The sequence below is a fragment of the Pseudomonas sp. GM48 genome, assembly GCF_000282335.1.
Taxonomy (GTDB): domain Bacteria; phylum Pseudomonadota; class Gammaproteobacteria; order Pseudomonadales; family Pseudomonadaceae; genus Aquipseudomonas.
In genome coordinates, this window is record NZ_AKJM01000001.1 from 1 (window position 1) to 25,080 (window position 25,080).

General features: G+C 60.2%; 16 protein-coding genes and 3 pseudogenes. 10 read left to right on the plus strand and 9 right to left on the minus strand.

Features of this window, described 5'->3' with window-relative positions:
* A partial coding sequence (locus PMI28_RS28180) for a thioredoxin domain-containing protein (RefSeq protein ID WP_007981163.1) occupies window positions 1-299 on the minus strand: 299 nt, incomplete at its 3' end.
* Between the two features lie 269 nt (window positions 300-568).
* Between PMI28_RS28180 and PMI28_RS28175 the strand changes: the two genes are divergently transcribed.
* Together PMI28_RS28175 and PMI28_RS28170 are read left to right on the plus strand one after the other, a co-directional pair.
* On the plus strand, window positions 569-838 hold the full coding sequence (locus tag PMI28_RS28175) for an AbrB/MazE/SpoVT family DNA-binding domain-containing protein (RefSeq protein ID WP_007981166.1): 270 nt from the start codon (window positions 569-571) through the stop codon (window positions 836-838).
* Window positions 838-1,200: a type II toxin-antitoxin system PemK/MazF family toxin gene (locus PMI28_RS28170; protein ID WP_007981168.1), complete on the plus strand. Its 363-nt coding sequence runs from the start codon at window positions 838-840 to the stop codon at window positions 1,198-1,200. Before PMI28_RS28175 ends, PMI28_RS28170 begins: the two co-directional genes overlap by 1 nt.
* Before the next feature lie 5 nt (window positions 1,201-1,205).
* Here PMI28_RS28170 and selO read toward each other — a convergent pair whose 3' ends face one another.
* From selO to PMI28_RS31495, 5 genes and pseudogenes are all read right to left on the minus strand, one after another.
* Entirely contained in the window at window positions 1,206-2,669 is a 1,464-nt protein-coding gene (selO, locus tag PMI28_RS28165; RefSeq protein ID WP_007981170.1) for a protein adenylyltransferase SelO, read from the minus strand.
* A 48-nt stretch (window positions 2,670-2,717) separates the two neighbouring features.
* Window positions 2,718-6,077 carry a mechanosensitive channel MscK gene (mscK, locus tag PMI28_RS28160; RefSeq protein ID WP_007981172.1) on the minus strand — a complete coding sequence of 1,120 codons (3,360 nt, stop codon included), beginning with the start codon at window positions 6,075-6,077 and terminating at the stop codon, window positions 2,718-2,720.
* Between the two features lie 34 nt (window positions 6,078-6,111).
* Window positions 6,112-7,854 carry a potassium/proton antiporter gene (locus PMI28_RS28155; RefSeq protein ID WP_007981173.1) on the minus strand — a complete coding sequence of 581 codons (1,743 nt, stop codon included), beginning with the start codon at window positions 7,852-7,854 and terminating at the stop codon, window positions 6,112-6,114.
* A gap of 274 nt (window positions 7,855-8,128) precedes the next feature.
* Complete coding sequence (locus PMI28_RS31490; RefSeq protein ID WP_443200717.1) at window positions 8,129-9,001, minus strand: methyl-accepting chemotaxis protein; 873 nt, start codon at window positions 8,999-9,001, stop codon at window positions 8,129-8,131.
* A gap of 30 nt (window positions 9,002-9,031) precedes the next feature.
* Window positions 9,032-9,778, minus strand: a pseudogene (locus tag PMI28_RS31495) (MCP four helix bundle domain-containing protein); the annotation flags it as partial.
* A gap of 251 nt (window positions 9,779-10,029) precedes the next feature.
* Here PMI28_RS31495 and PMI28_RS28145 point away from each other — a divergent pair.
* Both PMI28_RS28145 and PMI28_RS28140 read left to right on the plus strand, forming a co-directional pair.
* Window positions 10,030-10,260, plus strand: coding sequence for a hypothetical protein (locus PMI28_RS28145; RefSeq protein ID WP_007981178.1), 231 nt, complete (start codon window positions 10,030-10,032; stop codon window positions 10,258-10,260).
* Window positions 10,257-10,559 carry a cell division protein ZapA gene (locus tag PMI28_RS28140; RefSeq protein ID WP_007981180.1) on the plus strand — a complete coding sequence of 101 codons (303 nt, stop codon included), beginning with the start codon at window positions 10,257-10,259 and terminating at the stop codon, window positions 10,557-10,559. Before PMI28_RS28145 ends, PMI28_RS28140 begins: the two co-directional genes overlap by 4 nt.
* Window positions 10,560-10,625: 66 nt before the next feature.
* Here the strand turns inward: PMI28_RS28140 and PMI28_RS28135 are convergent, their stop codons facing one another.
* Complete coding sequence (locus PMI28_RS28135) at window positions 10,626-10,817, minus strand: hypothetical protein (RefSeq protein WP_007981181.1); 192 nt, start codon at window positions 10,815-10,817, stop codon at window positions 10,626-10,628.
* A 336-nt stretch (window positions 10,818-11,153) separates the two neighbouring features.
* Between PMI28_RS28135 and PMI28_RS31500 the strand changes: the two are divergent.
* Both PMI28_RS31500 and PMI28_RS31505 read left to right on the plus strand, forming a co-directional pair.
* A pseudogene (locus PMI28_RS31500) lies at window positions 11,154-12,182 on the plus strand (HAMP domain-containing protein); the annotation flags it as partial.
* A 132-nt stretch (window positions 12,183-12,314) separates the two neighbouring features.
* Complete coding sequence (locus tag PMI28_RS31505) at window positions 12,315-13,046, plus strand: methyl-accepting chemotaxis protein (protein WP_443200718.1); 732 nt, start codon at window positions 12,315-12,317, stop codon at window positions 13,044-13,046.
* Window positions 13,047-13,163: 117 nt separating this feature from the next.
* On the opposite strand, the gene PMI28_RS28125 is transcribed toward PMI28_RS31505, so the two are convergent.
* Together PMI28_RS28125 and putA are read right to left on the minus strand one after the other, a co-directional pair.
* A complete protein-coding gene (locus PMI28_RS28125; protein WP_007981185.1) occupies window positions 13,164-14,966 on the minus strand; it encodes an acyl-CoA dehydrogenase in 1,803 nt (600 codons plus the stop codon).
* Window positions 14,967-15,223: 257 nt separating this feature from the next.
* Complete coding sequence (gene putA / locus PMI28_RS28120; RefSeq protein ID WP_007981187.1) at window positions 15,224-19,174, minus strand: trifunctional transcriptional regulator/proline dehydrogenase/L-glutamate gamma-semialdehyde dehydrogenase; 3,951 nt, start codon at window positions 19,172-19,174, stop codon at window positions 15,224-15,226.
* A 460-nt stretch (window positions 19,175-19,634) separates the two neighbouring features.
* Here putA and putP point away from each other — a divergent pair, with 460 nt between their 5' ends.
* The 4 genes and pseudogenes from putP to PMI28_RS28100 form a co-directional block, all read left to right on the plus strand.
* Window positions 19,635-21,119 carry a sodium/proline symporter PutP gene (gene putP, locus PMI28_RS28115; protein WP_007981189.1) on the plus strand — a complete coding sequence of 495 codons (1,485 nt, stop codon included), beginning with the start codon at window positions 19,635-19,637 and terminating at the stop codon, window positions 21,117-21,119.
* A 354-nt stretch (window positions 21,120-21,473) separates the two neighbouring features.
* Window positions 21,474-23,411: a type VI secretion system Vgr family protein gene (locus tag PMI28_RS28110; RefSeq protein WP_007981191.1), complete on the plus strand. Its 1,938-nt coding sequence runs from the start codon at window positions 21,474-21,476 to the stop codon at window positions 23,409-23,411.
* Window positions 23,401-24,138 carry a DUF4123 domain-containing protein gene (locus PMI28_RS28105; RefSeq protein WP_007981193.1) on the plus strand — a complete coding sequence of 246 codons (738 nt, stop codon included), beginning with the start codon at window positions 23,401-23,403 and terminating at the stop codon, window positions 24,136-24,138. The genes PMI28_RS28110 and PMI28_RS28105 overlap by 11 nt, the downstream gene beginning before the upstream one ends.
* Window positions 24,138-25,080, plus strand: a pseudogene (locus PMI28_RS28100) (type IV secretion protein Rhs); the annotation flags it as partial. The gene PMI28_RS28105 and the pseudogene PMI28_RS28100, both read left to right, overlap by 1 nt.

Genomic DNA, 25,080 nt, shown 5'->3' on the forward strand with positions numbered 1-25,080 from the left:
TGGTTCGCCTCGCTATCGAGCTTGGCCAGCCGGCACTTGCCCGCCAGTTGCCCGGCTGCCTGCTCGAACACTGGTGCAAACGACTTGCACGGCCCGCACCAGTCCGCCCACACGTCCACCAGCAACGGCAGATCGCCCTTGATCTGGCTGGCGTAGTCGCCTTGTTTCAATTCAAACGGTTTGTTCAGCAGGACTTCAGCCTTGCAACGCCCGCATTTTGGATGGTCGTTGAGACGCTCGGCGGGAATGCGATTGAGGCCGTTGCAGTGGGGGCAGGGGATGAGGAGCGGGTCGGTCATTGTCAGACTCCGAAGGGTTGGGCAATCAATGTTGGTGATTTGGAGTCGGGAGCGGGGTTTGTCAAGTCAGGGTCGCTTGAGGTTGATCCAGTGACTGTCGCAAATGCTCACATTTTCCAGGCATTCAGTTTTGAAGTGGTGGCTACGCTGGAAGCAACTCGGTACCCCATTCGGCTTGCGAGGTGTTCGCTTTGATTGCTGCTGCGTGCTACTTTTGTTGCACTTATTCAAAAAACCATGGCTCTCAATTACCGGATAGGAGTGATCCCGTGTCCGTGACTTCCAAAATCCGCCGTCAGGGCGGTGCCGCGGTTATGACGATACCGCCGACTCTGCTCAAGCTGCTGCACTTGGAGGTCGGGGCGCAACTGGAGCTGAACGTTGTCGATGGTGAGTTGATTGCGCGGCCGGTTTCACCTCCTGCCCGCAAACGTTACAGACTTGCAGAACTCCTTGAGGGTTCCGATGAAATAGCTGAGCTGAACGAACAGACAGCGTCTGCTCGTGAAGGTGGGCCAGTCGGCCGGGAGTTGGGTTGATGGTTCGTCGCCAAGCCCCACAACGGGGAGACGTTTACTGGATCGATCCGAATCCGGTTGCGGGTCGTGAAATGATGAATCGGCATCGTTTTGTAGTGATCACGCCAAGAGAGATCAACTCACTCGGTGTCAGCATGACGGTACCTGTGACCAGTGGCGGGAGCTTTAGCCGAGGTTCCGGTCTGGCAGTTTTCGTATCCGGTCACGAAACGAACGGCGTCGCCGTGTGCAATCAGGTGCGCAGTTTTGACATTGAACAGCGGGTACGTGATGGCTCGGCCAAGTTTATCGAGCGCCTGGATGACGTGACGATGGCTGACATCGTTGCTCGAGTTGTCAGCGCCATCGATCCTTTGGATTAGTGACCTCACGACGAACAACTGATCTCCAGATGCTTACCCCACTCCGGTGGTCTCTCTGCATAGCTTTCCATCCCCGGTTGTTCTTCGAACGGATTGCATAGCACCGCGTGCAGTCGGCGGACTTCCGTATAGTCGCCGCTTTCTGCCGCATCGATGGCCTTTTGCGCCAGGTAGTTGCGCAGGATGTACAGCGGGTTGACCGCGTGCATCCGCTGGCGGCGCTGCTCTTGATCCGGTGCGCCTTCACGGGCCACCCGGGCGATGTAGAGCTCGCCCCAGGCATCAAAGCCCTTGAGGTCGACGAAGTCATCACGCAAGCGGGTGATGGCCTGCTCCGGTGCTTCATCACCCAAACGGCGGAAAAACAGGCTGTAGTCGACGCCGCTGTTCTGCATGAGTTGCAGAAGCTGTTCCAGCAGTTTCTGGTCATCGTCTTCGGCGGTTGTCAGGCCGAGGCGGCGGCGCATCAGGTCCAGGTAATGGGCCTGGAACAGGGGCAGGTACAGGCCGAGGGTTTCGCGCAGGGCTTCGACGCTGATGAACGGCGTCAGGGCCTGGGCCAGCGCGCTGAGGTTCCACTGGCCAATCGGCACCTGGTTGCTGAAGGAGTAACGGCCCTGGTCGTCGGAGTGGTTGCAGATGAAGTTGGCGTCGAAGTCGTCGAGGAAGGCGAACGGGCCGAAGTCGAAAGTAATCCCGAGAATCGACATGTTGTCGGTGTTCATCACCCCGTGGCAGAAACCATAGGCCTGCCATTTGGCGATCAGTTCGGCATTGCGCTCGACCACTTCGCGGAACATCGCCAGGTACGGCTCCGGTTGTTCCAGGCACTCCGGGAAGTGCATGGCCAGCACATGATCACCGAGCTCTTTCTGCTGCTCGGGGCGTTTGGTGTAGTAGAAATATTCGAAGTGCCCGAAGCGCACATGGCTCGGCGACAGACGCAAGAGCATGGCCGCGCGCTCCTGCTTTTCGCGCCACACCGGGGTGTCGGAGCCGATCACGCACAGGGCGCGGGTGGTCGGGATGTTCAGGGCATGCAGGGCTTCGGAGGCGAGGAATTCGCGGATCGACGAACGCAGTACCGCCCGGCCATCGCCCATGCGTGAAAACGGCGTCTGGCCGGCGCCCTTGAGGTGCAGGTCCCAATGTTCGCCGGCCTCGTTGTACACCTCCCCCAGCAACAGGCCGCGCCCGTCGCCCAGTTGCGGGTTGTAGAAGCCGAACTGATGCCCGGAATAGACCATCGCCCTGGGGATCGCGTCGGCCCAGAGCTTGTGGCCGCTGAACAGTTCGGCGAACTCCGGGGTTTCGGCCACGCCCGGGTCGAGGTCCAGCAGCGCCATGGCGGCAGGGCTGGCCACGACCAGGCGTGGATTATCGATGGGCTCGGGCAGCACATGGGCGGAAAACGCATCGCCCAGGCGGTCGAAGCGATTATCGAAAGTGAGTTCGTCGAGGGCTTTCAAGGGCCGGCTCCAGCAGAATGTCCGAGCATTCTGCTGGGGAAAGGCCGGTTAGTCGAGTTTGGCGGCGGGCGGTTCTTGCGGCGGTTTGCCATCGACGAGTGGCACGATGGTTTTCGCTTCCGGTTCGATCGGCACCATCTTGTATTCCTGGCCGTGCAGGTTCTTGAGGTAAACCTCCATCTGCCGGAACGAGATATTGATGTGCTGCTTCTTGAACTCGCGGTTGATGAAGCGGTTGACCTCATCGAGCACCGGGTTGCGGTCGCCGAGGTCGCGCACGTGCATGCGCAACTCGTGGTCGAGTGTACTTTCGCCGAAATTCAGGAAGTACACGTGCGGTTCCGGGTCTTTCAGTACGCGCGGGTTATCGCGCGCAGCCTTGAGCAACAGTTCTTTCACCAGGTCCAGGTCCGAGCCGTAGTCGACGCCGAGCTTGAGGGTCACCCGGGTGATCGTGTCGGTCAGCGACCAGTTGATCAGTTGCCCGGTGATGAACGTCTTGTTCGGGACGATGATGTCCTTGCGGTCGAAGTCGGTGATGGTCGTGGCACGGATGCGAATCTTGCTCACCGTACCCGACAGGTTACCGATGGTGATGGTGTCACCGATCCGCACCGGGCGCTCGAACAGGATCATGATGCCGGAAATGAAGTTGGCGAAAATCTCCTGCATGCCGAAACCGAGGCCGACCGACAGCGCCGCCACCAGCCATTGCAACTTGTCCCAGCTGACGCCGAGGGTCGACAGCGTCGAGACGAAACCGACACCGGCGATCACGTAGGACAGCAGCGTAGTGGTGGCGTAGGCACTGCCCTGGGCAAGATTCAGCTTCGACAGCACGAACACTTCGAGCAAGCCCGGCAGGTTGCGGGCCAGGGCGAAGGTGATGCCGATGATGATCAGCGCACCAAGCATGTCGCCGATGCTGATTGGCACCATGCTCATATTGGCGCCGGTGCCGCTGGTGTATTCGTAGAGGGTGACGTTGTCCAGGTACGAGAACACCGTGATCAGGTCGGCCCAGACCCAATACAGTGCCGCCATGAAGCCACCGAGCAGCGCCAGACGGATCAGGCGCAGGGACTGTTCGTTGACCTTCTCGATGTCCATGCTCGGCTCTTCGATCACCGCTTCGCCGTCTCCGGCCTCTTTCGCCGCCTGACGTTTGGTCAGGGCACGCTGGTAGGCCAGGCGTCGGGCCGCCACGCTGAGGCCGCGCACGAAGGTGGCTTCGATCACCAGCCAGAACATCAGCAGGTACAGGGTGTTGATCAGACGATCACTGAGTTTCAGCGCGGTGTAGTAGTAGCCGAAGCACACGGCCACGAACAACGCCACGGGCAGGGCGGTGAACAGGATCCCCACAAGCTTGCGGAACAGCGAGGCGTTCTCGTGGGTCGGGCTGCTGATCAGCAGGCGGCTGAGCAGCAAGGTCATCAAGGCATAGCAGGTGAGCACCACCGGCATGCCGATCACGTCATCGGCCAGCGCCGCCGGTTGCAGTTCGGCAACGGCCACCACGGTCACCAGTGCCATCACCACGATGCCGAGGCGGCGGACCCATACGCGCAGGAATTCCACCTGGGGCTTTTCCCAACGGAAATGCAGTTCTGCCACACCACCTGGTGCTAGGATCCGGTAAGCGGTGTAGAACACCAGCCAGGCCCCGGCCATTTGCAGCAGCGCCGCACCCATATTGGCGTTCTGCCCACGGGCGTCGATTCGCAGGGCCAACCCGCACAATGCAAGGCCCAGGGAAACCGGCATCGCCAGCAGGATGTTGATCAGAATCGCCTGCGGCGTGTGCCACTGGCTATCGCGTTTGAAGTGACCGATGTCCTGGTGAACCTTGATCAGTCGCGCGTACAAATTCTTGCGGCGCCACAACAGCGCACCGATCAGCAGTGCCAGTGGCAGGAACAGCAGCGGGCGCTGGGTCAGGCCGTCGGCCAGTTCGCTCAGGCTTGAAAGTACCGGTAGTGAATCAAGTTGACGCTGCAGGCGATCCGGCGCACTGCGAATCCACTCCAGCTCCAGCGGCTTGTTGCTCGGAATCCAGAACATCTGCTCATCGAGTGTCGCCCGCAGGCTTTGCGCCGTGCTGAGCAGTTGCTTCTGGTTCAGTTGCAGGGTGATGGACTCATTGAGTACCGCGCTCAGCTCGCGGTTGAGTCGCTCCAGCAGGTCGGCGCGGGTAGTGGCCAGTTCCATCAGGCTTTTGCGCAGCTGGGGCGTGACTTGCTCGGGGGGTTGGGTCGACAGCAGGTTTTCGACGTAGGTGGCCGGATTGCTCAGCAGTTCCCGTTGCTGGCTGACTTCGAACTGATACAGGCGAATGTCGGCGATCTGGTCGGCCAGGTTGCGGTCGAGCCGCAGGCGCGGCAAGGCTTGTTTCTGTTTGTAGAGAATCTTCGAGAGCAGCAGGCTGCCTTTGAGCACGTTGATTTGCTCGTCCAGCGCCGAATCGCTCTGGGTCAGGCTGTCCAGTTGCTGCTTGGTCTGCAGGTTTTGCTGGGTGACTTCATTCAGGCGGTCGGTACTTTTGAGCAGGTAATCCGAGAGCTTCAGGTTGGCCGCGCTTTCGGTGGCCAGAAGACTGCTGCCGCCAGCCTTCTGCGCTTCGATGGATTGCTGGGTGACCGTTTCCTGGGACAACGCCAGACGCTTCTGGTTGATCAGGGTTTGCAGTTCCTGGATTTCCTTATCCAGGCGGTCGGAGCGCTCCGACAGCAGGTCATGCTGGCTGTTGCCGAGGTCTTGCAATTGGGTATTGCCGGCCAATTCCTGGCGCCGCAGCGGGATCAGGGCGTTCAGCGCTGCCAGCTCGGCATTGAGCTGGTCGCGCTGTTCGGCGCTCAAGGCCTTGCCGCTGTCCTTGCCGGTCTTGAGGATGTTGTTGATCTGCTGGATGCGCGTCTGGCTGCTGGAAATCTCCGCCTGAGCACGCTCGGGGCGGGTCTGGGCGGTTATGATCAGGCTGTTGGCATCGGCCAGGGCTTTTTGCAGATCGCTTTGTTGGGTGGAGCGCTCGGTCAGCATTTGCTCCAGTTGCTGGATCGGTTCTTTGGCGAAACGCTGCGCCACCGGCACCACGGTGCTGGCCTTGAGGCGGGCCAGTTCGCGCTGGTTCTCGACGGCCTGTCTGGGCGCATTGTTCAATTGCTGCTTGAGCGCAGTCAGTTTCTGCTCGTAGTCACGCTTGTTGTTGAGCTGGCTCAGCGTGTTTTGCAGGACGGTTTGCAGGGCCTTCTGATCGGCTTCCGGCAGTTTGCGGTCGGCAATCTTGTCCAGGCTCGCCTGCACGGCTTCGCTGGAAGGCGGTTCGGCCGCTTGCAATGTACCGAAAGTACCGACAGAAAGACTCAAGCCCAACAGGGCAATGGCGAAAATGGAGCGCAGGTTAGGCATAAAGACCGGTCAAGCAAGTGAGAGTGGAAGCAGTTTAGAGGAAGAGTCCGGGGCCCGGGCGACTTCCTTCGGGGAATCTGACGCCCACTTTGCCGATCTTGTTCCCGTCCATGACCGCCACGGTCCAGATGGTGTTGTTCCATTCCACCTGGTCACCCACTACCGGCGCGCCGCCGACTTTCTGGGCAATGAAGTGGCCCAGGGACATGTCCGGATCAATGCCTTCGACCTTCAGGCCATACAGGGCGGCAACCGCGGCCAGCTGGGCGTCTCCTTCCAGTACGAAGTCGCCGAAGAAGCGCAGGTCAAGGCCCCGTTGTGGTGCCTGGCTGAAGAGTTTTCCGAGGGCCGGCAGGTTGTGTTCATGGCCGATAACACACAGCAAATCATCGACTTCGAGCACCGTACTACCCGACGGATGGAGCAATTGTTGACCACGAAACAGGGCGGCGATGCGGGTGCCTTCGGGCATTTTCAGCTCGCGCAGGGGCGAACCGATGCACCATTTCTCCGCGCCGAGTCGATAAACGAACAGCTCCCACTCGCTGGTGACGTGCACTTCCAGGGCCGAGCGCGAGATGGGCGCAGGCTCCGGGGGCACCGTGACCTTCAGCAGCTTGGCGACCCACGGCAGGCTCGTGCCCTGAACCAACAACGACACCAGCACGATAAAGAACGCGAGGTTGAAGTACAGCTGGGCGTTGGGCAGGCCGGCCATCAGCGGGAACACCGCCAGAATGATCGGGACCGCGCCGCGCAGGCCGACCCAGGAGATGAACGCTTTCTCGCGACCATGGAAGGCTTTGAACGGCAGCAGGCCGACCACCACCGACAGTGGCCGGGCAAACAGAATCATCCACAGCGCCAGTGCCAGTGCCGGCAAGGCAATTGGCAGCAGATCGTGAGGTGTCACCAGCAGCCCCAGCACCAGGAACATGCCGATCTGTGCCAGCCAGGCCATGCCGTCGAGCATGTGCAAAATACCGTGGCGGCTGCGCACCGGACGGTTGCCGATCATCAATCCACACAGGTACACGGCAAGGAAGCCGCTGCCGTGCAGGGCGTTGGTCAGGGCAAACACCACCAGGCCACCGGCGATGACCAGGATCGGATACAGGCCGGTGGCCAGGTTGATGCGATTGACCAGTTGCAGCATGAGCCAGCCACCGCCCAGGCCGATGACAGCACCAATGCCGAACTCGCGCAGCAGGTGGGTCAGCAGGCTCCAGTGCAGGCCGGTCTGGCCGCTGGCGAGCATGTCGATCAGGGTGACGGTGAGGAACACCGCCATCGGGTCGTTGCTGCCGGATTCGATTTCAAGGCTGGCGGTTACCCGCTCGTTCAGGCCTTTGCCGCCCAGTAGCGAGAACACCGCCGCGGCGTCGGTGGAGCCGACGATGGCACCGATCAGCAGGCCCTGGATCAGGTTCAGGTTGAACAGCCATGCGGCCGCCATGCCGGTCAGCCCGGTGGTAATCAGTACCCCGACGGTGGCGAGGGACAACGCCGGCCATAACGCCACGCGGAAACTCGACACCCGGGTGCGCAAGCCGCCGTCGAGCAGGATCACCGCCAGCGCGAGGTTGCCGACCAGATAAGCCGTGGGATAGTTGTCGAAGATAATGCCGCCGCCATCGACGCCGGCCGCCATGCCGACGGCCAGGATAATCACCAGAATCGGGATGCCGAGGCGGGACGAAAGTGAGCTCACCAGAATGCTCGCACCTACCAGCAACGCGCCGATCAAGAACAGGCTGTTGATGGTCGTCGCATTCAAAGGCAGTACTCCAGAAAGCTGAAAGGCGGGCACAAACTGACCATGCAGTCTGCGTGCCAGCGATTCTAACCTGTTGAAATGTGATGCTGTCAAAAAGCTTTTCACTAAGGCGAACGCGGGTTATCCCTGTAGCAGCTGGCGGAGCCTGCGTTCGGCTGCGAAGCAGTCGCTGAATCTGATACCGCGGTGTTTCAGGTGATTCGAGGACTCGGATTTTACGACTGCTTCGCAGCCGAACGCAGGCTTCGCCAGCTGCTACAGGGGGGCGTGGCCGTTAGAGGCTAAACCGCCCAACCATCGTGTTCAGGTCCACCGCCAGGCGCGACAGCTCATTGCTTGCCGCACTCGTCTGATTCGCCCCGGTGGCCGACTGCACCGACAGATCGCGAATGTTCACCAGGTTGCGGTCAACTTCACGGGCCACCTGTGCCTGTTCTTCGGCGGCGCTGGCGATCACCAGGTTGCGTTCGTTGATTTCGACGATGGCGCTGTTGATGGTATCCAGCGACATCCCGGCGCCGCGGGCGATGTTCAGCGTCGATTCGGCGCGCTCGGTGCTGTTGCGCATCGAATCCACCGCGTGCTCGGTACCGCTCTGGATGCTGCCGATCATGCGTTCGATTTCACTGGTCGACTGCTGGGTGCGGTGAGCCAGGGCACGAACCTCGTCGGCCACCACTGCGAAACCTCGACCAGCCTCACCGGCGCGCGCGGCCTCAATGGCGGCGTTCAAGGCCAGCAGGTTGGTCTGGTCGGCCAGGCCACGGATCACATCCAGCACCTTGCCGATGTCGCGGGACTCGTTGGCCAGGTCGCCGATCAGGGTCGCGGTGCTTTGCACGTCGGCGCTCATGCGTTCGATGGCGCTGACGGTTTCCTGCACCAGGTCACGGCCGTCACCTGCAGACGTGGTGGCGTTCTTCGACGCTTCCGAGGTGCTGACCGCGTTGCGTGCGACTTCTTCCACGGCGCTGGTCATTTCGTTGACCGCAGTGGCAGCCTGTTCGATTTCGTTGTTTTGCCGGGTCAGGCCGCGGGCACTTTCGTCGGTGACACTGTTGAGTTCTTCGGCGGCCGAAGCCAATTGCGTGGCCGAGCCGGAAATGCGTTGCAGCGTGTCGCGCAATTTTTCCTGCATCTTCGACATGGCCAGCAGCAAGCGGCCGGCTTCGTCATTGCCGTCGACGGTGATCGGGCGTGTCAGGTTGCCTTCGGCAATTTGTTCGGCGGCGCTCAGGGCGTTGGCGATCGGTTGGGTGATGCTGTTGGTCAGCAACCAGGCGAACAACAGCGTCAGGGCGGTGGCGATCACCAGCAGGGTGATCACCAGGTTGAACGCCGAATCATATTGGTCGGCCGCCTGCTGGTTGGTGTCGTGGGTCTGCTGGGTGTTGATCTCCAGCAGGCGGTTCAATACGGTGTTGATTGCCTCGGAGTTGCTCAGCAAGTCGGTATTGAGCAGGTTGCGCAGTTCATCGACCTGATTGTTGCGCGACAGAGTCTTCATCCGGTCTTCGATCTGGCGATATTGCCCCAGCAGTTGCACGTATTGATCGTAGGTGGCGCGTTCCTGCGGACTGGCGATCAGCTTTTCGTAGGTCACCTGGGCGGTGCGAATCTGCTGGTTGCGCAGCTCCAGCAGCTCCATGGTTTTCTGCTGCACGTCGGGTTCGCGGTTCACCAGCAAACGGTAGGACAGCACGCGCAGGCGCAAGGTGAGTTGGGTGAACTCGTCCAGGCTCTTGATGCTCGGAACACTGTTGTTGGTGATGTTTTCGGCGGCACCGCGGATCTTGCTCATCTGATTCAAGGCAAACACCCCCAGAACCATCATCAAGCCGCCGATCAGCGCAAAGCTGAGGAACGCCCGAGGGGCGATATTCATATTACGAAGGGACATGGCGTTCACCGAAAAAGAGCGCATCCGTGCGGGGCTGAGGCTGCTGTATGGATGACTTATCGGTCGCCGGACCGAAGTCTTGAGCCCTGTGTGTTTCAGCCGGTTGCACCTTGTGGCGACGAAGTGCAGGAACCAGATTGGCCTGACACAGTCTTTAAAGCTCGCGAGGAAGGTCGCCCGTCAGCAAAATCAAGGCTTTGCGCCTGTATAACCCTGGCATCCACGGTGACTTTTCTTTATCGTACGCGCCCTTTGAAAAAGCCCGGAAAATCAAAATGTTGGAAGCATCCCTAAGCCAATTGGAACAACTGGTCAGTGACCTGGTGCAACAGAACCAGACCCTGCTCGGCACCAACCAGACCCTGGCTGCAGAACTGGCCCAGGTCAAAGATGAAAACGAAAGCCTGCAACTGAGCCTAATGGAGCAGGAAGAGAAGCAAGGTGCCACGGCGGCTCGCATCCAGGCCCTGGTTGAGCGCGTCAGCGCAGGTCCTGTCAGCGCATGAGTTACAACGCCGCAGGGGTAAAAGTCGTCTCGATCCTGGGGGAGGACTATTCCATCAAGGCACCGGCCGGGGAAGAACAAACCCTGCTGGACGCCGCGATGATGTTGAAGGCAGCCCTGGCCGAAACCAAGAGGAAGTACCCGACGCTGATCGGTGACCGACTGCTGGTGCTGGCGGCGATGAATCTGTGCTCCCAGCAGATCGAAATGCAGAAGCAGCACAAGCTCGAACTCGACCGTTACCAAGAGCAAGTCAGCGCCACGGTTGAAGTGATCTCCAAGACCATTAATCAAGCGTAATCATGTTTCCTTCCCTGGAAGGCGTCTCTACATAGAGACGCCTTGAACGGCTTTTTCAAGGATTGTTCAGACCCCTTTCAGCGCAACCCAATAGCTGTTGGTTGCCGAGTCGTAGATATATTCCTTTTCAGTAATCGTTACGACCCGTCCATTGAAGTTGAGTTTGTCGCCTGTTGAAATGCTGTCTTCCAGCTTTTCAATGCCGGTGGCGCCAGGTAACTCAACGGTATTGCCTTTTACCTTCAGTTCGATCTTCATGATTTTTCCTTGGTATCGTTGAAAAAAACGACATCTTTTACAGATGCGAGTTTTGCGTCATTGCAAATCTCGACCAAACTCTATCGCTAAATGTTGCATTGCGAACCTGTCATTTATGACAGGTCATTCGATTTTTTTGCACTCATAAACTACTTCATCTACATGATTTTCAGGCTTGTGCTCTGGTCATTTAGACGTTGAATACAAAGATTGCGCTGAATAACTGTTGTTTTGTATACAATCGGCACGACTGTTGCAGTGCTTCAGCCTCTTATTCTTTGGGGGTGCTCCATGCAGTTCTGGCGACGCAGTATTCAATGGCAGTTGATCCTGAGTATGGGCACTGCCCTGCTGGTCAGTATTTTGATCGTGGTTGGCATTTATACCCTGGTGGTCAACCGCCTCGCCCAGAGTTATCTGGTCGGGCAAGCCTTGCCGTCGAGCATCGAAGCGATGCGCAACGACATCGAGCGGATCCTCGTCCAGCCCCTCACCGCCGCCAAGGACATCGCCAGCAACAGCATGGTGCGCGACTGGCTGGCCGGGGGTGAAGACAGTGCCCGGACCGGCACGTTTACCACCTATCTCGAAGGCCTGCGCGCCGAGCACAAAGCCTTTACCGCGCTGATTATTGGCACGGCGTCCAATCACTACTTCACCGAAAAAGGCCTGGACCGGACCCTCAGCCGTTCCAATCCCAAAGACGCCTGGTTCTATGCGTTCCTCGACAGCAACCAGCCGCGCACCCTCAATATCGACAACGACACGGCCACCGGAGAATTGGCGCTGTTCATCGACCTCAAGGTCGAGCAGGCCGGTAAAGTCGTGGGCGTTGCCGGGCTTGGCCTGAGCATGAAAGAGCTGTCGGAGCTGATTCACAATTACAGTTTTGGTGAGCGCGGCAAGGTCTATCTCGTGCGTTCCGACGGTTTGATCCAGGTCCATCCTGAAGCTCAATTCAGTGGCAAGCGCACCTTGACCGAGCAGATTGGTGCTACGGCAGCGCAAGCGGTGATGGGTCAAAATAACGCCACCAACAGTAGTTTTGTGCGTGATGGCGAAGATTATCTGGCGTTAAGCCTGCCGCTTCGCGACCTCGGCTGGACCCTGGTGGCCGAAGTGCCGCAGTCGCAAATTTACGCCGAAGCCCGCCGTGCCATGTGGATGAGCAGCAGCATCGGTTTGGCGGTAGCGTTGGTGTGCCTGTTGCTGGTGGTGTTGCTGGCTCGTGGGTTGGTGCGGCCGATTCGTCAGGTAACAGCGGCGCTGGTTGCCATCGGTAGCGGTGGTGGAGATTTGACCCACCGGTTAGATTCCAGTCGCGCAGATGAGTTGGGCGATCTGGCTCGCGGTTTCAATCGGTTCCTGGATAGCCAGCGCGACATGATTGGTGAAGTGCTGACCACCAGCGAACGACTGCGCACCGCTGTCGGCCAGGTGGCGCGGGTGGTGGACAACACTGCCGAACGTTCCGGGTGCCAGCAGGAAATGACCGACATGGTCGCCACTGCTGTCCATGAAATGGGCCTGACCGTTCAGGAAATCGCCCAGAACGCCGGCAATGCGGCAGTCGCGTCGCAATCGGCGCGGGATGAGGCGATGCAGGCGCGGGAGGTGGTGGGCGGGTCGATCCGGCATATTGAAAGCATGTCCCGGGAGATCGGTGTGGCGGCGACGGCGGTGGGTGAGTTGGCCCATCAGGTGGCGTCCATCGATCAGGTGCTGGCGGTGATTCGCGGGATTTCCGAGCAGACCAACCTGCTGGCGCTCAACGCCGCCATCGAAGCGGCGCGGGCCGGGGACATGGGTCGTGGGTTTGCTGTGGTGGCCGATGAAGTGCGCACCCTGGCGCGGCGTACGCAATCGTCCACCGATGAAATCCAGCAGATGATCGGCAGCCTCAAGCAAGGTGCGGAAAACGCGGTGTCGTCGATGCATTCCGGGCAGGCTGCGACCGGCACCGGTGTCGAGTCGAGCCAGCGTACCGGCGCTTCATTGACCGCGATTACCGGGCAAGTGGAGCGCATCAGCGATATGAACCATCAGGTGGCGACGGCGACGGAAGAGCAGTCGGCGGTGACCGAAGAAATCAATCGTAACGTGCAAGGGATTTCCGATCTGGCCCGGGCAACAGCGGGGGAGGTAAGGGCTTGCCGTGAGGATTGCCAGACGTTGCAGCGGTTGGCGGATGACCTGGCGCGGCAGATGGGTGGGTTCAAGCTGGGGTGATGTGGCGTTTGTGTGGACGCCTTCGCGAGCAAGCCCGCTCCCACATTTGAAATGCATTCATCTGTGGGAGCGGGCTTGCTCGCGAATGGATCTAAGCAGCACTACAAGTATTTGGGGCTAGAACCACTCATCCTGCATGCCCAGGCACACATCGTCCCGAGCCTCAAGAATCGCCAGTTCATGGTGACACCCCGGCACTTCCCACGTCAGGAAGTAGCGCGCCGCCTGCAGCTTGCCTTTATAGAAGCCGACATCCGCCGCATTGCCCTTGGCCAGGCCTTCCTCGGCGCGGATCGCCTGTTCCAGCCAGCGCCAGCCAATCACGGTGTGACCGAACACCTTCAGGTACAGCGCCGAGTTCGCCAGGCTGCTGTTGACCTTGCCCTGGGCCAGGTCCGTCAGCAGGCCGATGGTCACGGTTTGCAGGCGTGCCACCAGTTTTTCCAGCGGCTCGCGCAGCGCCGTCAGCGACTCAAATGCCTGCGCGCGCTCGGCGGTGTCGGCGATCAAACGGATCAATTGCTTGAGCCCGGCGCCACCGTTCTGCGCCAGTTTGCGGCCCAAAAGGTCCAGCGATTGAATGCCGTGGGTACCTTCGTGGATCGGGTTCAGGCGGTTGTCGCGGTAGTACTGCTCAACCGGGTACTCGCGGGTGTAGCCGTGGCCGCCGAGAATCTGGATCGCCAGTTCGTTGGCCTTCAGGCAGAACTCCGACGGCCAGGATTTGACGATCGGCGTCAGCAGGTCCAGCAATTCATGGGCCTGCTTGCATTCGGCTTCGGTCTCAAGGGTGGTGGTGTCATCGAACAGTCGTGCCGCGTACAGGCCGAGATCGAATGAACCTTCGACGTAGGCCTTCTGCGTCAGCAGCATGCGTTTGACGTCAGCGTGCTGGATGATCGCCACCGGTGCGGTGTTCGGATCCTTGCTGTCCGGCACGCGGCCCTGCGGACGTTCGCGGGCATATTCCAGCGAGTACAGGTAGCCGGCGTAGCCGAGCATCACCGCGCCCATACCGACGCCGATTCGTGCTTCGTTCATCATCTGGAACATGTAGCTCAAGCCATGGTGCGGCTTGCCCACCAGATAGCCGACACATTCGCCGTTATCGCCGAAATTCAGCGCGGTAGAGGTGGTGCCGCGCCAACCCATCTTGTGGAACAGCCCGGCCAGCAACACGTCATTGCGCTTGCCAAGGCTGCCGTCGTCGTTGACCAGGAACTTGGGCACGATAAACAGCGAAATGCCCTTCACCCCGGCCGGTGCGTCCGGCAGCTTGGCCAGCACCATGTGCACGATGTTCTCCGACAGCAGGTGATCGCCACCGGAGATGAAGATCTTATTGCCCTTGAGGCGATAAGTGCCGTCGGACGCAGGCTCGGCGCGGGTACGAATATCCGACAGCGATGAGCCCGCGTGGGGTTCGGTCAGGGCCATGGTGCCAAAGAAACGGCCGTCGATCATCGGTTGCAGGAAACGGCGCTTCTGCTCGTCGTTACCGAAGCTTTCGATCAGGTTGGCCGCGCCCATGGTCAGGAACGGATAAGACGTCGACGCAGCGTTGGCCGACTGGAAGTGCGAAAAGCAGGCCTGTGACAGCAAGGTAGGAAGCTGCATGCCGCCGGCGTCGAAACTGCGCGCAGCATTGAGGAAGCCGGCCTCGAGGAAGGCATCCACCGCCGGTTTCACTTCCGGAATCAGAATCGCCTGACCGTTTTCATAGCGCGGCTCGTTCTCGTCGCCCTTGCGGTTGTGCGGGGCGAAGAACTTCTCGGCGATGCTGCGGGCGGTGCCGATGGCCGCATCGAAGGTTTCACGATTGTGCTCAGCGAAACGCTCACGCTGGGTCAGGCCCTCGGCATCGAGGACTTCGTACAGCTCGAAAGCCAGATTACGGGAACTGAGCAACGTCTCGGACATGGCGGCCTACCTTTTTATTGGGATGGGCCGAGTCTAGTCTTGTGAATTTATGCTGAATAGCATGATTGATGAGCGTGATAGTGGGGCAGAGAAGTGACTTGTCAGGCACCACAAAACAATTGTGGGAGCGGGCTTGCTCGCGAAGAGGTTGTGACATTCAACATTTAAGTTGACTGACAGTCCGCTTTCGCGAGCAAGCCCGCTCCCACAGGGGTTTGATTGCCAGGCAGCTATCGTGGCTGCCTGGCTTATCGGGTTTAGCCGATGGTCATCAAGCTCGCATTACCACCCGCCGCAGCGGTGTTGACGCTCAGTGCGCGTTCGATCACCAGGCGTTCCAGCGCAATGTTGGTTTCGCCTTGCGACAGGCCCTGAACTCCAACAATCGCACCGGCACGCTTGGCAACTTGCTGGCACAGCGCACGCAACTGGTCGGAATGGCCGTGATGCAGAACCGCATCAAACACCACTTCGTCCTTGTTCCAGTCGGAAACCAGCTTGATGCGTGCCTGAATATCCTTCGGCAGACGTGCGAACAATGCCTTGGTCAAGTCAGCTTCCGGCCAGACTGCCGAACCGCCGACAGCCAGTACCGCCGCCAGTTGAGTCAGCAGGTCGCCTTCGACTTCCGCCAGGCTCAGCACGTGTTCCCGTGGCAGGATCGCGTAGCTGTTGCGCTCGCCGGTCGGGCCGGCCAGAACGCGGGTGATCCCGCTTTGCGATTGTGCGGCGAACTGCACGCACAGCGTGCTCAGGTCGGCAAACTTGTTGCTGTCGGCCCAGGCTTTCAGGGCGGTCAGCGGCTTGCTCATGGCGTCGCGCAGACGAACGTCCGGTGCCGCGGCGGCATCACCGCGAGCGAAGGATTGTTCGATCGCATCCGCAGGACGTGTCGACAACAAGCGGTACAGGTACAACGGGCCACCGGCTTTCGGGCCGGTACCCGACAGGCCTTCGCCGCCGAACGGCTGCACGCCGACCACGGCACCGACGATGTTGCGGTTCACGTAGACGTTACCGGCGTTGACGTTGTCGATCACCTTGGCGATGGTTTCGTCGATGCGGGTGTGTACGCCCAGCGTCAGGCCATAGCCGGAAGCGTTGATCTGGCCGATCAGTTGATCGATGTCTTTGCGCTTGTAGCGAACCACGTGCAGCACCGGGCCGAAGATCTCCCGCTGCAACTCGTCGAAGCTTTCCAGTTCGATCAGCGTCGGCATCACGAAGGTGCCGCGTTTGACTTCTTCGGCGTCGGCGATAGCCACCTGGTACACGCTGCGACCCTTGTCGCGCATGGCCTGGATGTGTTTCTCGATGCCAGCCTTGGCTTCGGCGTCGATCACTGGGCCGATGTCCACGGACAGGCGCTCAGGGTTGCCGAGACGGCTTTCAGCCATCGCGCCCTTGAGCATTTCGATGACGCGGTCGGCGGAATCTTCCTGCAAGCACAAAACACGCAGGGCCGAGCAACGCTGGCCGGCACTGTCGAACGCCGAGGAAACCACGTCGATCACCACTTGTTCGGTCAGGGCCGAAGAGTCGACGATCATCGCGTTCTGGCCGCCGGTTTCGGCGATCAGTGGAATCGGACGACCCTGGCTGTCCAGGCGACCGGCGATGTTGCGTTGCAGCAAGCGCGCGACTTCAGTGGAGCCGGTGAACATCACGCCCTTGACGCGTTCGTCGCCCACCAGGCCGGCACCGACGGTTTCACCGCGACCCGGCAGCAGTTGCAGCACGCCTTGCGGAATGCCGGCTTCGAGCAGCAGGCGCACGGCTTGAGCGGCGACCAGCGGCGTTTGCTCCGCCGGCTTGGCCAATACCGGGTTACCGGCCGCCAGAGCAGCAGCCACCTGGCCACTGAAGATCGCCAGCGGGAAGTTCCACGGGCTGATGCATACAACCGGGCCCAACGGGCGGTGAGCATCATTGGTGAAATCGTTGCGTGCCTGCACCGCGTAGTAACGCAGGAAGTCCACGGCTTCACGCACTTCGGCGATGGCGTTGGCGAAGGTCTTGCCGGCTTCGCGAGCCAGCAGGCCCATCAGTGGCTGGATCTCGGCTTCCATCAGATCGGCGGCACGTTCCAGGATCGCGGCGCGCTCGGCGGGCGGCGTGGCCTGCCAGATCGGTGCGGCGTTGAGGGCGCACTGGATCGCGTTGTCGACGTCTTCGACGGTGGCTTCTTGCACGTGGCCGACCACATCACGCAGGTCGGACGGGTTCAAAACCTGCGCCGGGGCTTCGTTGCTGGACGCGCAACCGAGCATCGGCGCAGCTTTCCAGTGGTTGTGCGCGGTAGCGAGAAGAGCGCAGGACAGCGATGCCAAACGATGTTCGTTGGCCATGTCGATGCCGCTGGAGTTGGCGCGTTCGGAACCGTACAGATCACGCGGCAGAGGAATGCGCGGGTGCGGCAGGCCGAAACCACCTTCCACGGTCGCCATCTGCTCGATGCTCGCCACCGGATCGGCCACCAGTTCCTGAATGGAAATCGACTGGTCGGCAATGCGGTTGACGAACGAGGTGTTCGCGCCGTTTTCCAGCAGGCGACGTACCAGGTAGGCCAGCAGGGTTTCGTGGGTGCCAACCGGTGCGTATACGCGGCACGGACGGTTCAGCTTGCCTTCGGAAACCTTGCCTACAACCTGTTCGTACAGCGGTTCACCCATGCCGTGCAGGCACTGGAACTCGTACTGGCCCGGGTAATAGTTCTGACCGGCGATATGGTAAATGGCCGACAGGGTGTGGGCGTTGTGCGTGGCGAACTGCGGGTAGATGACTTCCGGTACCGACAGCAGTTTGCGTGCGCAAGCGATGTAGGAAACGTCGGTGTACACCTTGCGGGTGTAGACCGGGTAGCCTTCCAGGCCTTCAACCTGGGCGCGCTTGATTTCGCTGTCCCAGTACGCACCTTTCACCAGGCGGATCATCAGGCGATGACGGCTGCGGCGTGCCAGGTCGATCACGTAGTCGATCACGTACGGGCAACGCTTCTGGTAAGCCTGGATCACGAAGCCGATGCCGTTCCAGCCGGTCAGTTGCGGCTCGAAGCACAGGCGTTCGAGCAGATCCAGCGACAGCTCGAGGCGGTCGGCTTCTTCGGCGTCGATGTTCAGGCCGATGTCGTATTGCTTGGCCAGCAGGGTCAGCGACAGCAGGCGTGGGTACAGCTCATCCATCACGCGTTCGTACTGCGCACGGCTGTAACGCGGGTGCAGTGCAGACAGCTTGATCGAGATGCCCGGGCCTTCATAAATCCCACGGCCGTGGGAGGCTTTGCCAATCGAGTGGATGGCTTGTTCGTACGAGGCCAGGTACTTCTGCGCGTCGTGCTCGGTGAGTGCGGCTTCACCCAGCATGTCGTAGGAATAACGGAAGCCCTTGGTTTCGAACTTGCTGGCATTGGCCAGGGCTTCGGCGATGGTTTCGCCGGTCACGAACTGCTCGCCCATCAGGCGCATGGCCATGTCGACGCCCTTGCGGATCATCGGCTCGCCGCTCTTGCCGATGATGCGGCTCAGGGACGAAGTCAGGCCGGCTTCGTTGTGGGTGGCGACCAGTTTACCGGTCAGCAGCAGACCCCAGGTGGCGGCGTTGACGAACAGCGACGGGCTGTTGCCCAGGTGCGGTTGCCAGTTGCCGGTGCTGATCTTGTCGCGGATCAGTGCATCGCGGGTGCCTTTGTCCGGGATGCGCAGCAGCGCTTCGGCCAGGCACATCAGCGCCACGCCTTCCTGGGACGACAGGGAGAATTCCTGCAACAGGCCCTGAACGATACCGGCACGACCGCCAGCGCTCTTCTGGTTGCGCAGTTTTTCAGCAATCGAGGCAGCGAGCTTATTGGTGGCTTCGGCCATCGGAGCCGGCAGGCGCGCCTGTTCGATCAGCATTGGCACGACTTCCGGCTCAGGGCGACGGTAGGCGGCGGTGATCGATGCACGCAGTACCGATTGCGGCAGGATGCTTTCGGCGAATTCGAGGAAGCACTGATGGGCGTGATCCAGCGGTGCGTCGACGGAGTCGTCGGAGTCCTTGGTCAAACCGTTCAGCTCGGTCAGGGTTGCACCACCCTCGAGTTTTTCCAGGTAATTGAAGATTGCCTGCTTGATCAGCCAGTGCGGCGTGCGATCAATCGAGGTCGCGGCGGCCTTGAGGCGTTCGCGGGTCGGGTCGTCAAGTTTGACCCCAAGGGTGGTGGTAGCCATGTTTTTATCCTCATGTTTGCCACGACGGCGTGGCATCAGCTGGCGGCAAGATTAGCCGTGCGACTGTCGAGGTGCAACCGGGTGCAACCCTTTTTTTGACGGAATAATACGCAGCTCGTCAGGAAATAAATTCTGGTACAGCGGTGCCGCATTTGCTTGGTGCTTTTCCAGTGAGTTAACACTCGTTTTTGCTCCGAAAAGGAGCAAAAACGATTTTTAACGTTTATTTCCGACTAGGTGCAACTTATTCTCAAGAAACTGGTTGCACCTTATTTGCTTTGTTGAATAGCATTCGCGCCCAAGGTGCAACCCGGACAAAATCCGGGTGCTCCGGCTGATGGCTTTCCTGGGGAAACATCAGTCATAAATGCGCGGGATTCCGGATCGTCTGTCAAACGCATGCGTTTGCCAGCGGTTCACCAGCCGCCGCTACATAAAAACAAAGCCAGGGCGTCACTTAATGAGCGTAAGCAATCCAACCCTGATCACGTTCGTGATCTACATCGCAGCAATGGTGCTGATCGGCTTGATGGCCTATCGCTCCACCAACAACCTTTCCGACTACATCCTGGGCGGCCGTAGCCTGGGCAGCGTCGTGACCGCACTGTCCGCCGGTGCCTCCGACATGAGTGGCTGGTTGTTGATGGGTTTGCCCGGCGCGATCTACATGTCCGGTCTTTCCGAAAGCTGGATCGCCATCGGCCTGATCGTCGGTGCCTACCTGAACTGGCTGTTCGTCGCTGGCCGTCTGCGTGTGCAGACCGAGCACAACGGTGATGCGCTGACCCTGCCGGACTACTTCGCCAGCCGTTTCGAAGACAAAAGCGGCCTGCTGCGGATTATCTCTGCGGTGGTGATCCTGGTGTTCTTCACCATCTATTGCGCATCCGGCATCGTGGCCGGCGCCCGTCTGTTCGAAAGCACCTTCGGCATGTCCTACGAGACTGCGTTGTGGGCCGGTGCCGCGGCGACGATTGCCTACACCTTTATCGGCGGATTCCTGGCGGTGAGCTGGACCGATACCGTGCAAGCCACCCTGATGATCTTCGCGCTGATCCTGACGCCGATCATCGTGCTGCTGGCCACCGGTGGCGTCGACACCACTTTCCTGGCGATCGAAGCGCAAGATCCAGGCAATTTCGACATGCTCAAGGGCACAACCTTCATCGGCATCATCTCGCTGATGGGCTGGGGCCTGGGCTACTTCGGTCAACCGCACATCCTGGCGCGCTTCATGGCGGCGGATTCGGTCAAGTCGATTGCCAACGCTCGTCGCATCTCCATGACCTGGATGATCCTGTGCCTGGGCGGCACCGTCGCTGTAGGTTTCTTCGGTATCGCTTACTTCTCGGCCAACCCGGCCATGGCCATGCCGGTGAGCGAGAACCACGAACGTGTGTTCATCGAACTGGCCAAAATCCTGTTCAACCCATGGATCGCGGGTATCCTGCTGTCGGCCATTCTGGCCGCGGTGATGAGCACCCTGAGCTGCCAGTTGCTGGTGTGCTCGAGCGCGCTGACCGAAGACTTCTACAAAACCTTCCTGCGTAAATCGGCTTCGCAGCTGGAACTGGTCTGGGTCGGTCGTGCCATGGTGTTGTTGGTGGCCTTGATTGCGATCGCTCTGGCGGCCAACCCGGAAAACCGTGTACTGGGCCTGGTGAGCTACGCCTGGGCTGGTTTCGGTGCGGCCTTCGGTCCGGTCGTGCTGATCTCCGTGATCTGGAAAGACATGACCCGCAACGGCGCACTGGCCGGTATCCTGGTCGGCGCGATCACCGTGATCGTCTGGAAACACTTCGAGCTGCTGGGCCTGTACGAAATCATCCCTGGTTTCATCTTCGCCAGCCTGGCGATCTACATCGTCAGCAAGATGGGCGTGCCGACTGCCGGTATGTTCCAGCGTTTTGCTGCCGCTGAGGCCGATTACCGCTTGAACAAGTGATGGGGATGAGCTGAAGCTCTGACCTTTCGCCGAACAAAAAACGGCCCGTCTCCTGCCAGAGACGGGCCGTTTTTTGTGCCTTCTGAAAATACATAAACCCTGTAGGAGCGAGCTTGCTCGCGAAAGCGGTGGCACAGTCAATGTTGATGGTGACTGACACTCCGCCTTCGCGAGCAAGCCCGCTCCCACAAGGTATGTGCTGCTTTTTGTAGGGATGTCTGTAGCCGGATAAACCGTTTTCTGAAGGCAAATGCTTCAGGGAAAGTAGGGTAATTCTGATTTTCCTGCACCCCAGTCTGCCCCCCTGATCGCTCATGCAGAATCGCCCGCCATCGTTCTGCAGAGACACATCGGATGTTCGCCCCTGCTAACCAGCCACGATTTACCCTGAGCCTTGAAGGTGACCCCGACCATGACTTCAAGGTGCTTGAATTCACGGGCAAGGAAGCCATCAGCCAACCCTACCGTTTTGAACTGGAACTGGTCAGCGAGCGAGCCGGTATCCCGCTCGAAAGTCTGCTGCATCGTCAGGCATTTCTGCGTTTCGATGGGCAAGGTTGCGGTATTCATGGTCAGATTTTTCGGGTTGGCCAAGGGGAATCCGGCAGACGTCTGACACGCTATCAGATCAGTCTGGTGCCACGGCTGACCTACCTTGGCCGGCGCATCAATCAGCGAATTTTCCAGCGCAAGACGGTGCCGAAGATCATTGCCCAGGTCCTCAAGGACCACGGCATTCTCGAACACCTCCACTTCAAGTTCCTGCTCAGCGGCCAATACCCCGAGCGCGAGTACTGCGTGCAATACGCCGAAAGCGATCTGGCCTTTATCCAGCGGTTGTGTGCCGAGATCGGTATCCACTATCACTTCCAGCACAGCCCCGACGGGCATCTGCTGATGTTTGGCGATGACCAGACGATTTTCCCCCGGCTGACCGAGCCGTCGATGTATCTGCCGGGCAGCGGCATGGCGGCCGAAACGCCGGTCATCAAACGCTTCGATGTGAACCTGCAAGCTGGCACCACCCGGGTTACTCGCCGGGACTACGACTTCCACAACCCGGGTTCGTTACTCGAAAGTGGCGTCGACAACAAGCAACAGCCGGTCCTTGAGGATTACCACTTCCCCGGCCAATTTACCGACCTTGAAACGGGCAGCCATCTGGCTCAGCGGGCACTGGAGCGACACAACGTCGATAGCTGCCAGGCCGAGGGCGGTAGCGACGATTCGGCATTGGTCAGCGGACATTTCCTGCGTCTGGCCGAGCATCCGCATGAGACCTGGAATGGCCTGTGGCTGATTACACAAATCGAGCACCGTGGGCGTCAGCCGCAGGTGCTGGAGGAGTCGGCCCCCAGTGATGCGGACAACTTCCAGGGGTATCGCAATACATTTCTGGCCACGCCGTGGGATGTGTTCTATCGCCCGCCCTTGATCGAAAAACCTCACGCCTCGGGTTACCACTGCGCCGTGGTCACCGGCCCCAAGGGCAGCGAGATTCATTGCGACGAGTACGGCCGGGTCAAGGTCCGGATGAAGTGGGACCGGCACGGCAAGTTGAACGACCACTCCAGTTGCTGGCTGCGAGTCGCTACGGGTTGGGCCCACGACCGTTATGGCAGCGTGTTGATCCCGCGTGTCGGCATGGAAGTGCTGGTGGGTTTCATGCATGGCGATGCCGATAAACCACTGGTCATGGCCTGTGCGCCCAATGCCTCGACATTGCCGCACCTGAACCTGCCCGCCGACAAGACCCGCAGTATTTTCCGCAGCCAAAGCAGCCCCGGTGGCGGTGGTTACAACGAATTGCGCATCGAGGACCGCAAAGGCGCCGAGGAAATCTACCTGCGCGCCCAGCGCGACTGGAAGCAGGACGTGTTGCAGGACATGCATGTCCAGGTCGGCAGCCAGCGCAGCGTGATCATCGGCGGCGCCGAGGGACAGGCATCCAGCGATAGCCTTCATGTCCATGGCGACTTGAAAGTCCGCGTCATCAACCATGTCTTGGGCGCGAGCGGGCAAGTCCATGTCAGCGCGGGGCAGCAGATTGTCATCGACGGTGGCCTCAATACCTCGATTCAGTCGGGCGGGCACTGGATCAACATCGGCCCGGCGGGGATTTTCAGCAGCGTACCGATTCAGGTGGGCGGCGCGCCGATACCGACAATGGACACCTCGACCGTTCAACGAAAACTCGAACCCCTCAGTTTTGCTCAGGCCCTGAGCCTGAAAAGCGACGCACCGTTCTGCGAGGAATGTGCACATTGCAAGGAAGGTGTCTGTGCCGCCTGACGTCTTCTCGCCCTGCGCCTGGCTGGAACGGCAGCCGCTCAAGCCGGGCGAACAGTTGTTTGCCATTTTCAGCAACGCCAGCAGCTCTGAACCCTTCAAGGCATGGCAGCGTTCCAGCCCGACTCAGGCTCCACGACCGATCTGGGCCGATACCGTGTATGCCGAGTGGGAACCGGTGATGCCCTATGTCGGAATCGTCGCTGCCGACAGTGAGTTTTTGCACTGGGTCGCTGACACGGCGTCCCGCGATTGGGGGTGGCTGGCGGTTTCTGCTGCCAGCCAAGAGGTGCTTGTCGAGCATATGTGCAGCCTCACAAAAGTACTGCTGCCCAACGCCAAGACGATGTTCTTTCGCTTCTGGGACGGGCGCTTTCTGCTGCCGATTCTGCAATCTGCCGAGGTCAACGCGGCGCAATTGATGCCGGTCATCGAGCGCTGCCTGATCAATGGCCAGCCGTTGGACATTGGCGGCACTGCACTGAAAACCACCAAGGCTTTTCCATGGTGGGAAGTCCCCGAAACGCTGCTGAAAACCCTCGCCGTCGAGTCTGCAGCAGCTCGTCTCAACAACCTGCTGAAGTGGCTGAGCGAGGACCGCCCGGATTTGTTCGAAGCGTTTTCCGAGAGCGTTTTGCGAAGCAAGGTCTCGACGTTTCTGCAAACCCCCGACCTGCCTGACGCGCCCAAAGCGGCGTTGGTGGAGTACCTGGTGGCGGAGTTGAGCTGATGGATCAGATTGCCCGCATCGAGCAGGAGCTCGACCACTTCCCCCACACCCTGAGCCTGTACCGCGAACAGCTCGGCCGCTTCCTCAACCGCCGCGCCGACCAGGTCAGCCACGCCCTGGACCTGCCGTCGCTGATGGGCATGGACCGGCGGATCAAGCTCGGTGATACCAGCAAGGTCGTCAGCAGCGGCGACGATGATTTTTTCTCGACGGTGGCGCAGTGCCCGGCCAACGGGATTCTGCTGATCGAGAGCCAGTTCGAGTCGGTATACGACATTCCGCTGGGCAATATTCAGGTTGAGGTGGTGGCACGGGAGGGCGGTGAACGGACGCGGGTCACGCTGGATGAGCAGGGCAAGGGGCAGTTCAAGGGCATACCGGGCAAGTCCTATCGTGTGCATGTGCAAAGTGCGGTCACCCCGGAACAGCTGGGTGATCTGTTCAAATCCTATGACGGGCTGAGCGGGCGGCTGGAGGCCTGGCTGCGCAGCGAGTGGCAAGGCTTCCAACCGCGCTGGCCGCACTCGACCTCGGCGGCGGTGGGCAATGGTTTGCTCGCCGGCAGTTGGGCGGCGCTGGTCGGGGTGTGGGACCGCGTCGGCGAACTCTCGGCGATTTTGCAGGACCCGCGCCGGTTCGCTCAGCAACTGGGCGACAGCGCCCATCAGTTGGCCAAACTGGCGCAAGAAACACCCGAAGCGATGGCCCGCCTGCAACTGCTGGCCAGTGACGAGGCGGCGCTGTGCCTGCTGTTGCGCACCGCCAGCCTGTGGCTGGAGATGCTGCCGCCGAGTGTCATGGCCGGTGTCACGGCCGAATCGCTGTCGAGATTTGCCGTGGAGTTGCTGCTCGACCTGCTGATCGGCCTCGTCCTGACCTTCGCCGCGGCCGGGGCGGGCGTGGCCTATCTGTCGATGCGTTTGGCGCGGCATGGCGCGCAAT

What these genes read in the sequence shown, in the direction of transcription:
- PMI28_RS28170 (WP_007981168.1), top strand. Translation starts at nt 838, where the DNA reads ATGGTTCGTCGCCAAGCCCCACAACGGGGAGACGTTTACTGGATCGAT.
- mscK (WP_007981172.1), bottom strand. Translation starts at nt 6,077, where the DNA reads ATGCCTAACCTGCGCTCCATTTTCGCCATTGCCCTGTTGGGCTTGAGT.
- PMI28_RS31490 (WP_443200717.1), bottom strand. Translation starts at nt 9,001, where the DNA reads ATGTCGAAGATGCAGGAAAAATTGCGCGACACGCTGCAACGCATTTCC.
- PMI28_RS28145 (WP_007981178.1), top strand. Translation starts at nt 10,030, where the DNA reads ATGTTGGAAGCATCCCTAAGCCAATTGGAACAACTGGTCAGTGACCTG.
- PMI28_RS28140 (WP_007981180.1), top strand. Translation starts at nt 10,257, where the DNA reads ATGAGTTACAACGCCGCAGGGGTAAAAGTCGTCTCGATCCTGGGGGAG.
- PMI28_RS28135 (WP_007981181.1), bottom strand. Translation starts at nt 10,817, where the DNA reads ATGAAGATCGAACTGAAGGTAAAAGGCAATACCGTTGAGTTACCTGGC.
- PMI28_RS31505 (WP_443200718.1), top strand. Translation starts at nt 12,315, where the DNA reads ATGGTCGCCACTGCTGTCCATGAAATGGGCCTGACCGTTCAGGAAATC.
- PMI28_RS28125 (WP_007981185.1), bottom strand. Translation starts at nt 14,966, where the DNA reads ATGTCCGAGACGTTGCTCAGTTCCCGTAATCTGGCTTTCGAGCTGTAC.
- putA (WP_007981187.1), bottom strand. Translation starts at nt 19,174, where the DNA reads ATGGCTACCACCACCCTTGGGGTCAAACTTGACGACCCGACCCGCGAA.
- putP (WP_007981189.1), top strand. Translation starts at nt 19,635, where the DNA reads ATGAGCGTAAGCAATCCAACCCTGATCACGTTCGTGATCTACATCGCA.
- PMI28_RS28110 (WP_007981191.1), top strand. Translation starts at nt 21,474, where the DNA reads ATGTTCGCCCCTGCTAACCAGCCACGATTTACCCTGAGCCTTGAAGGT.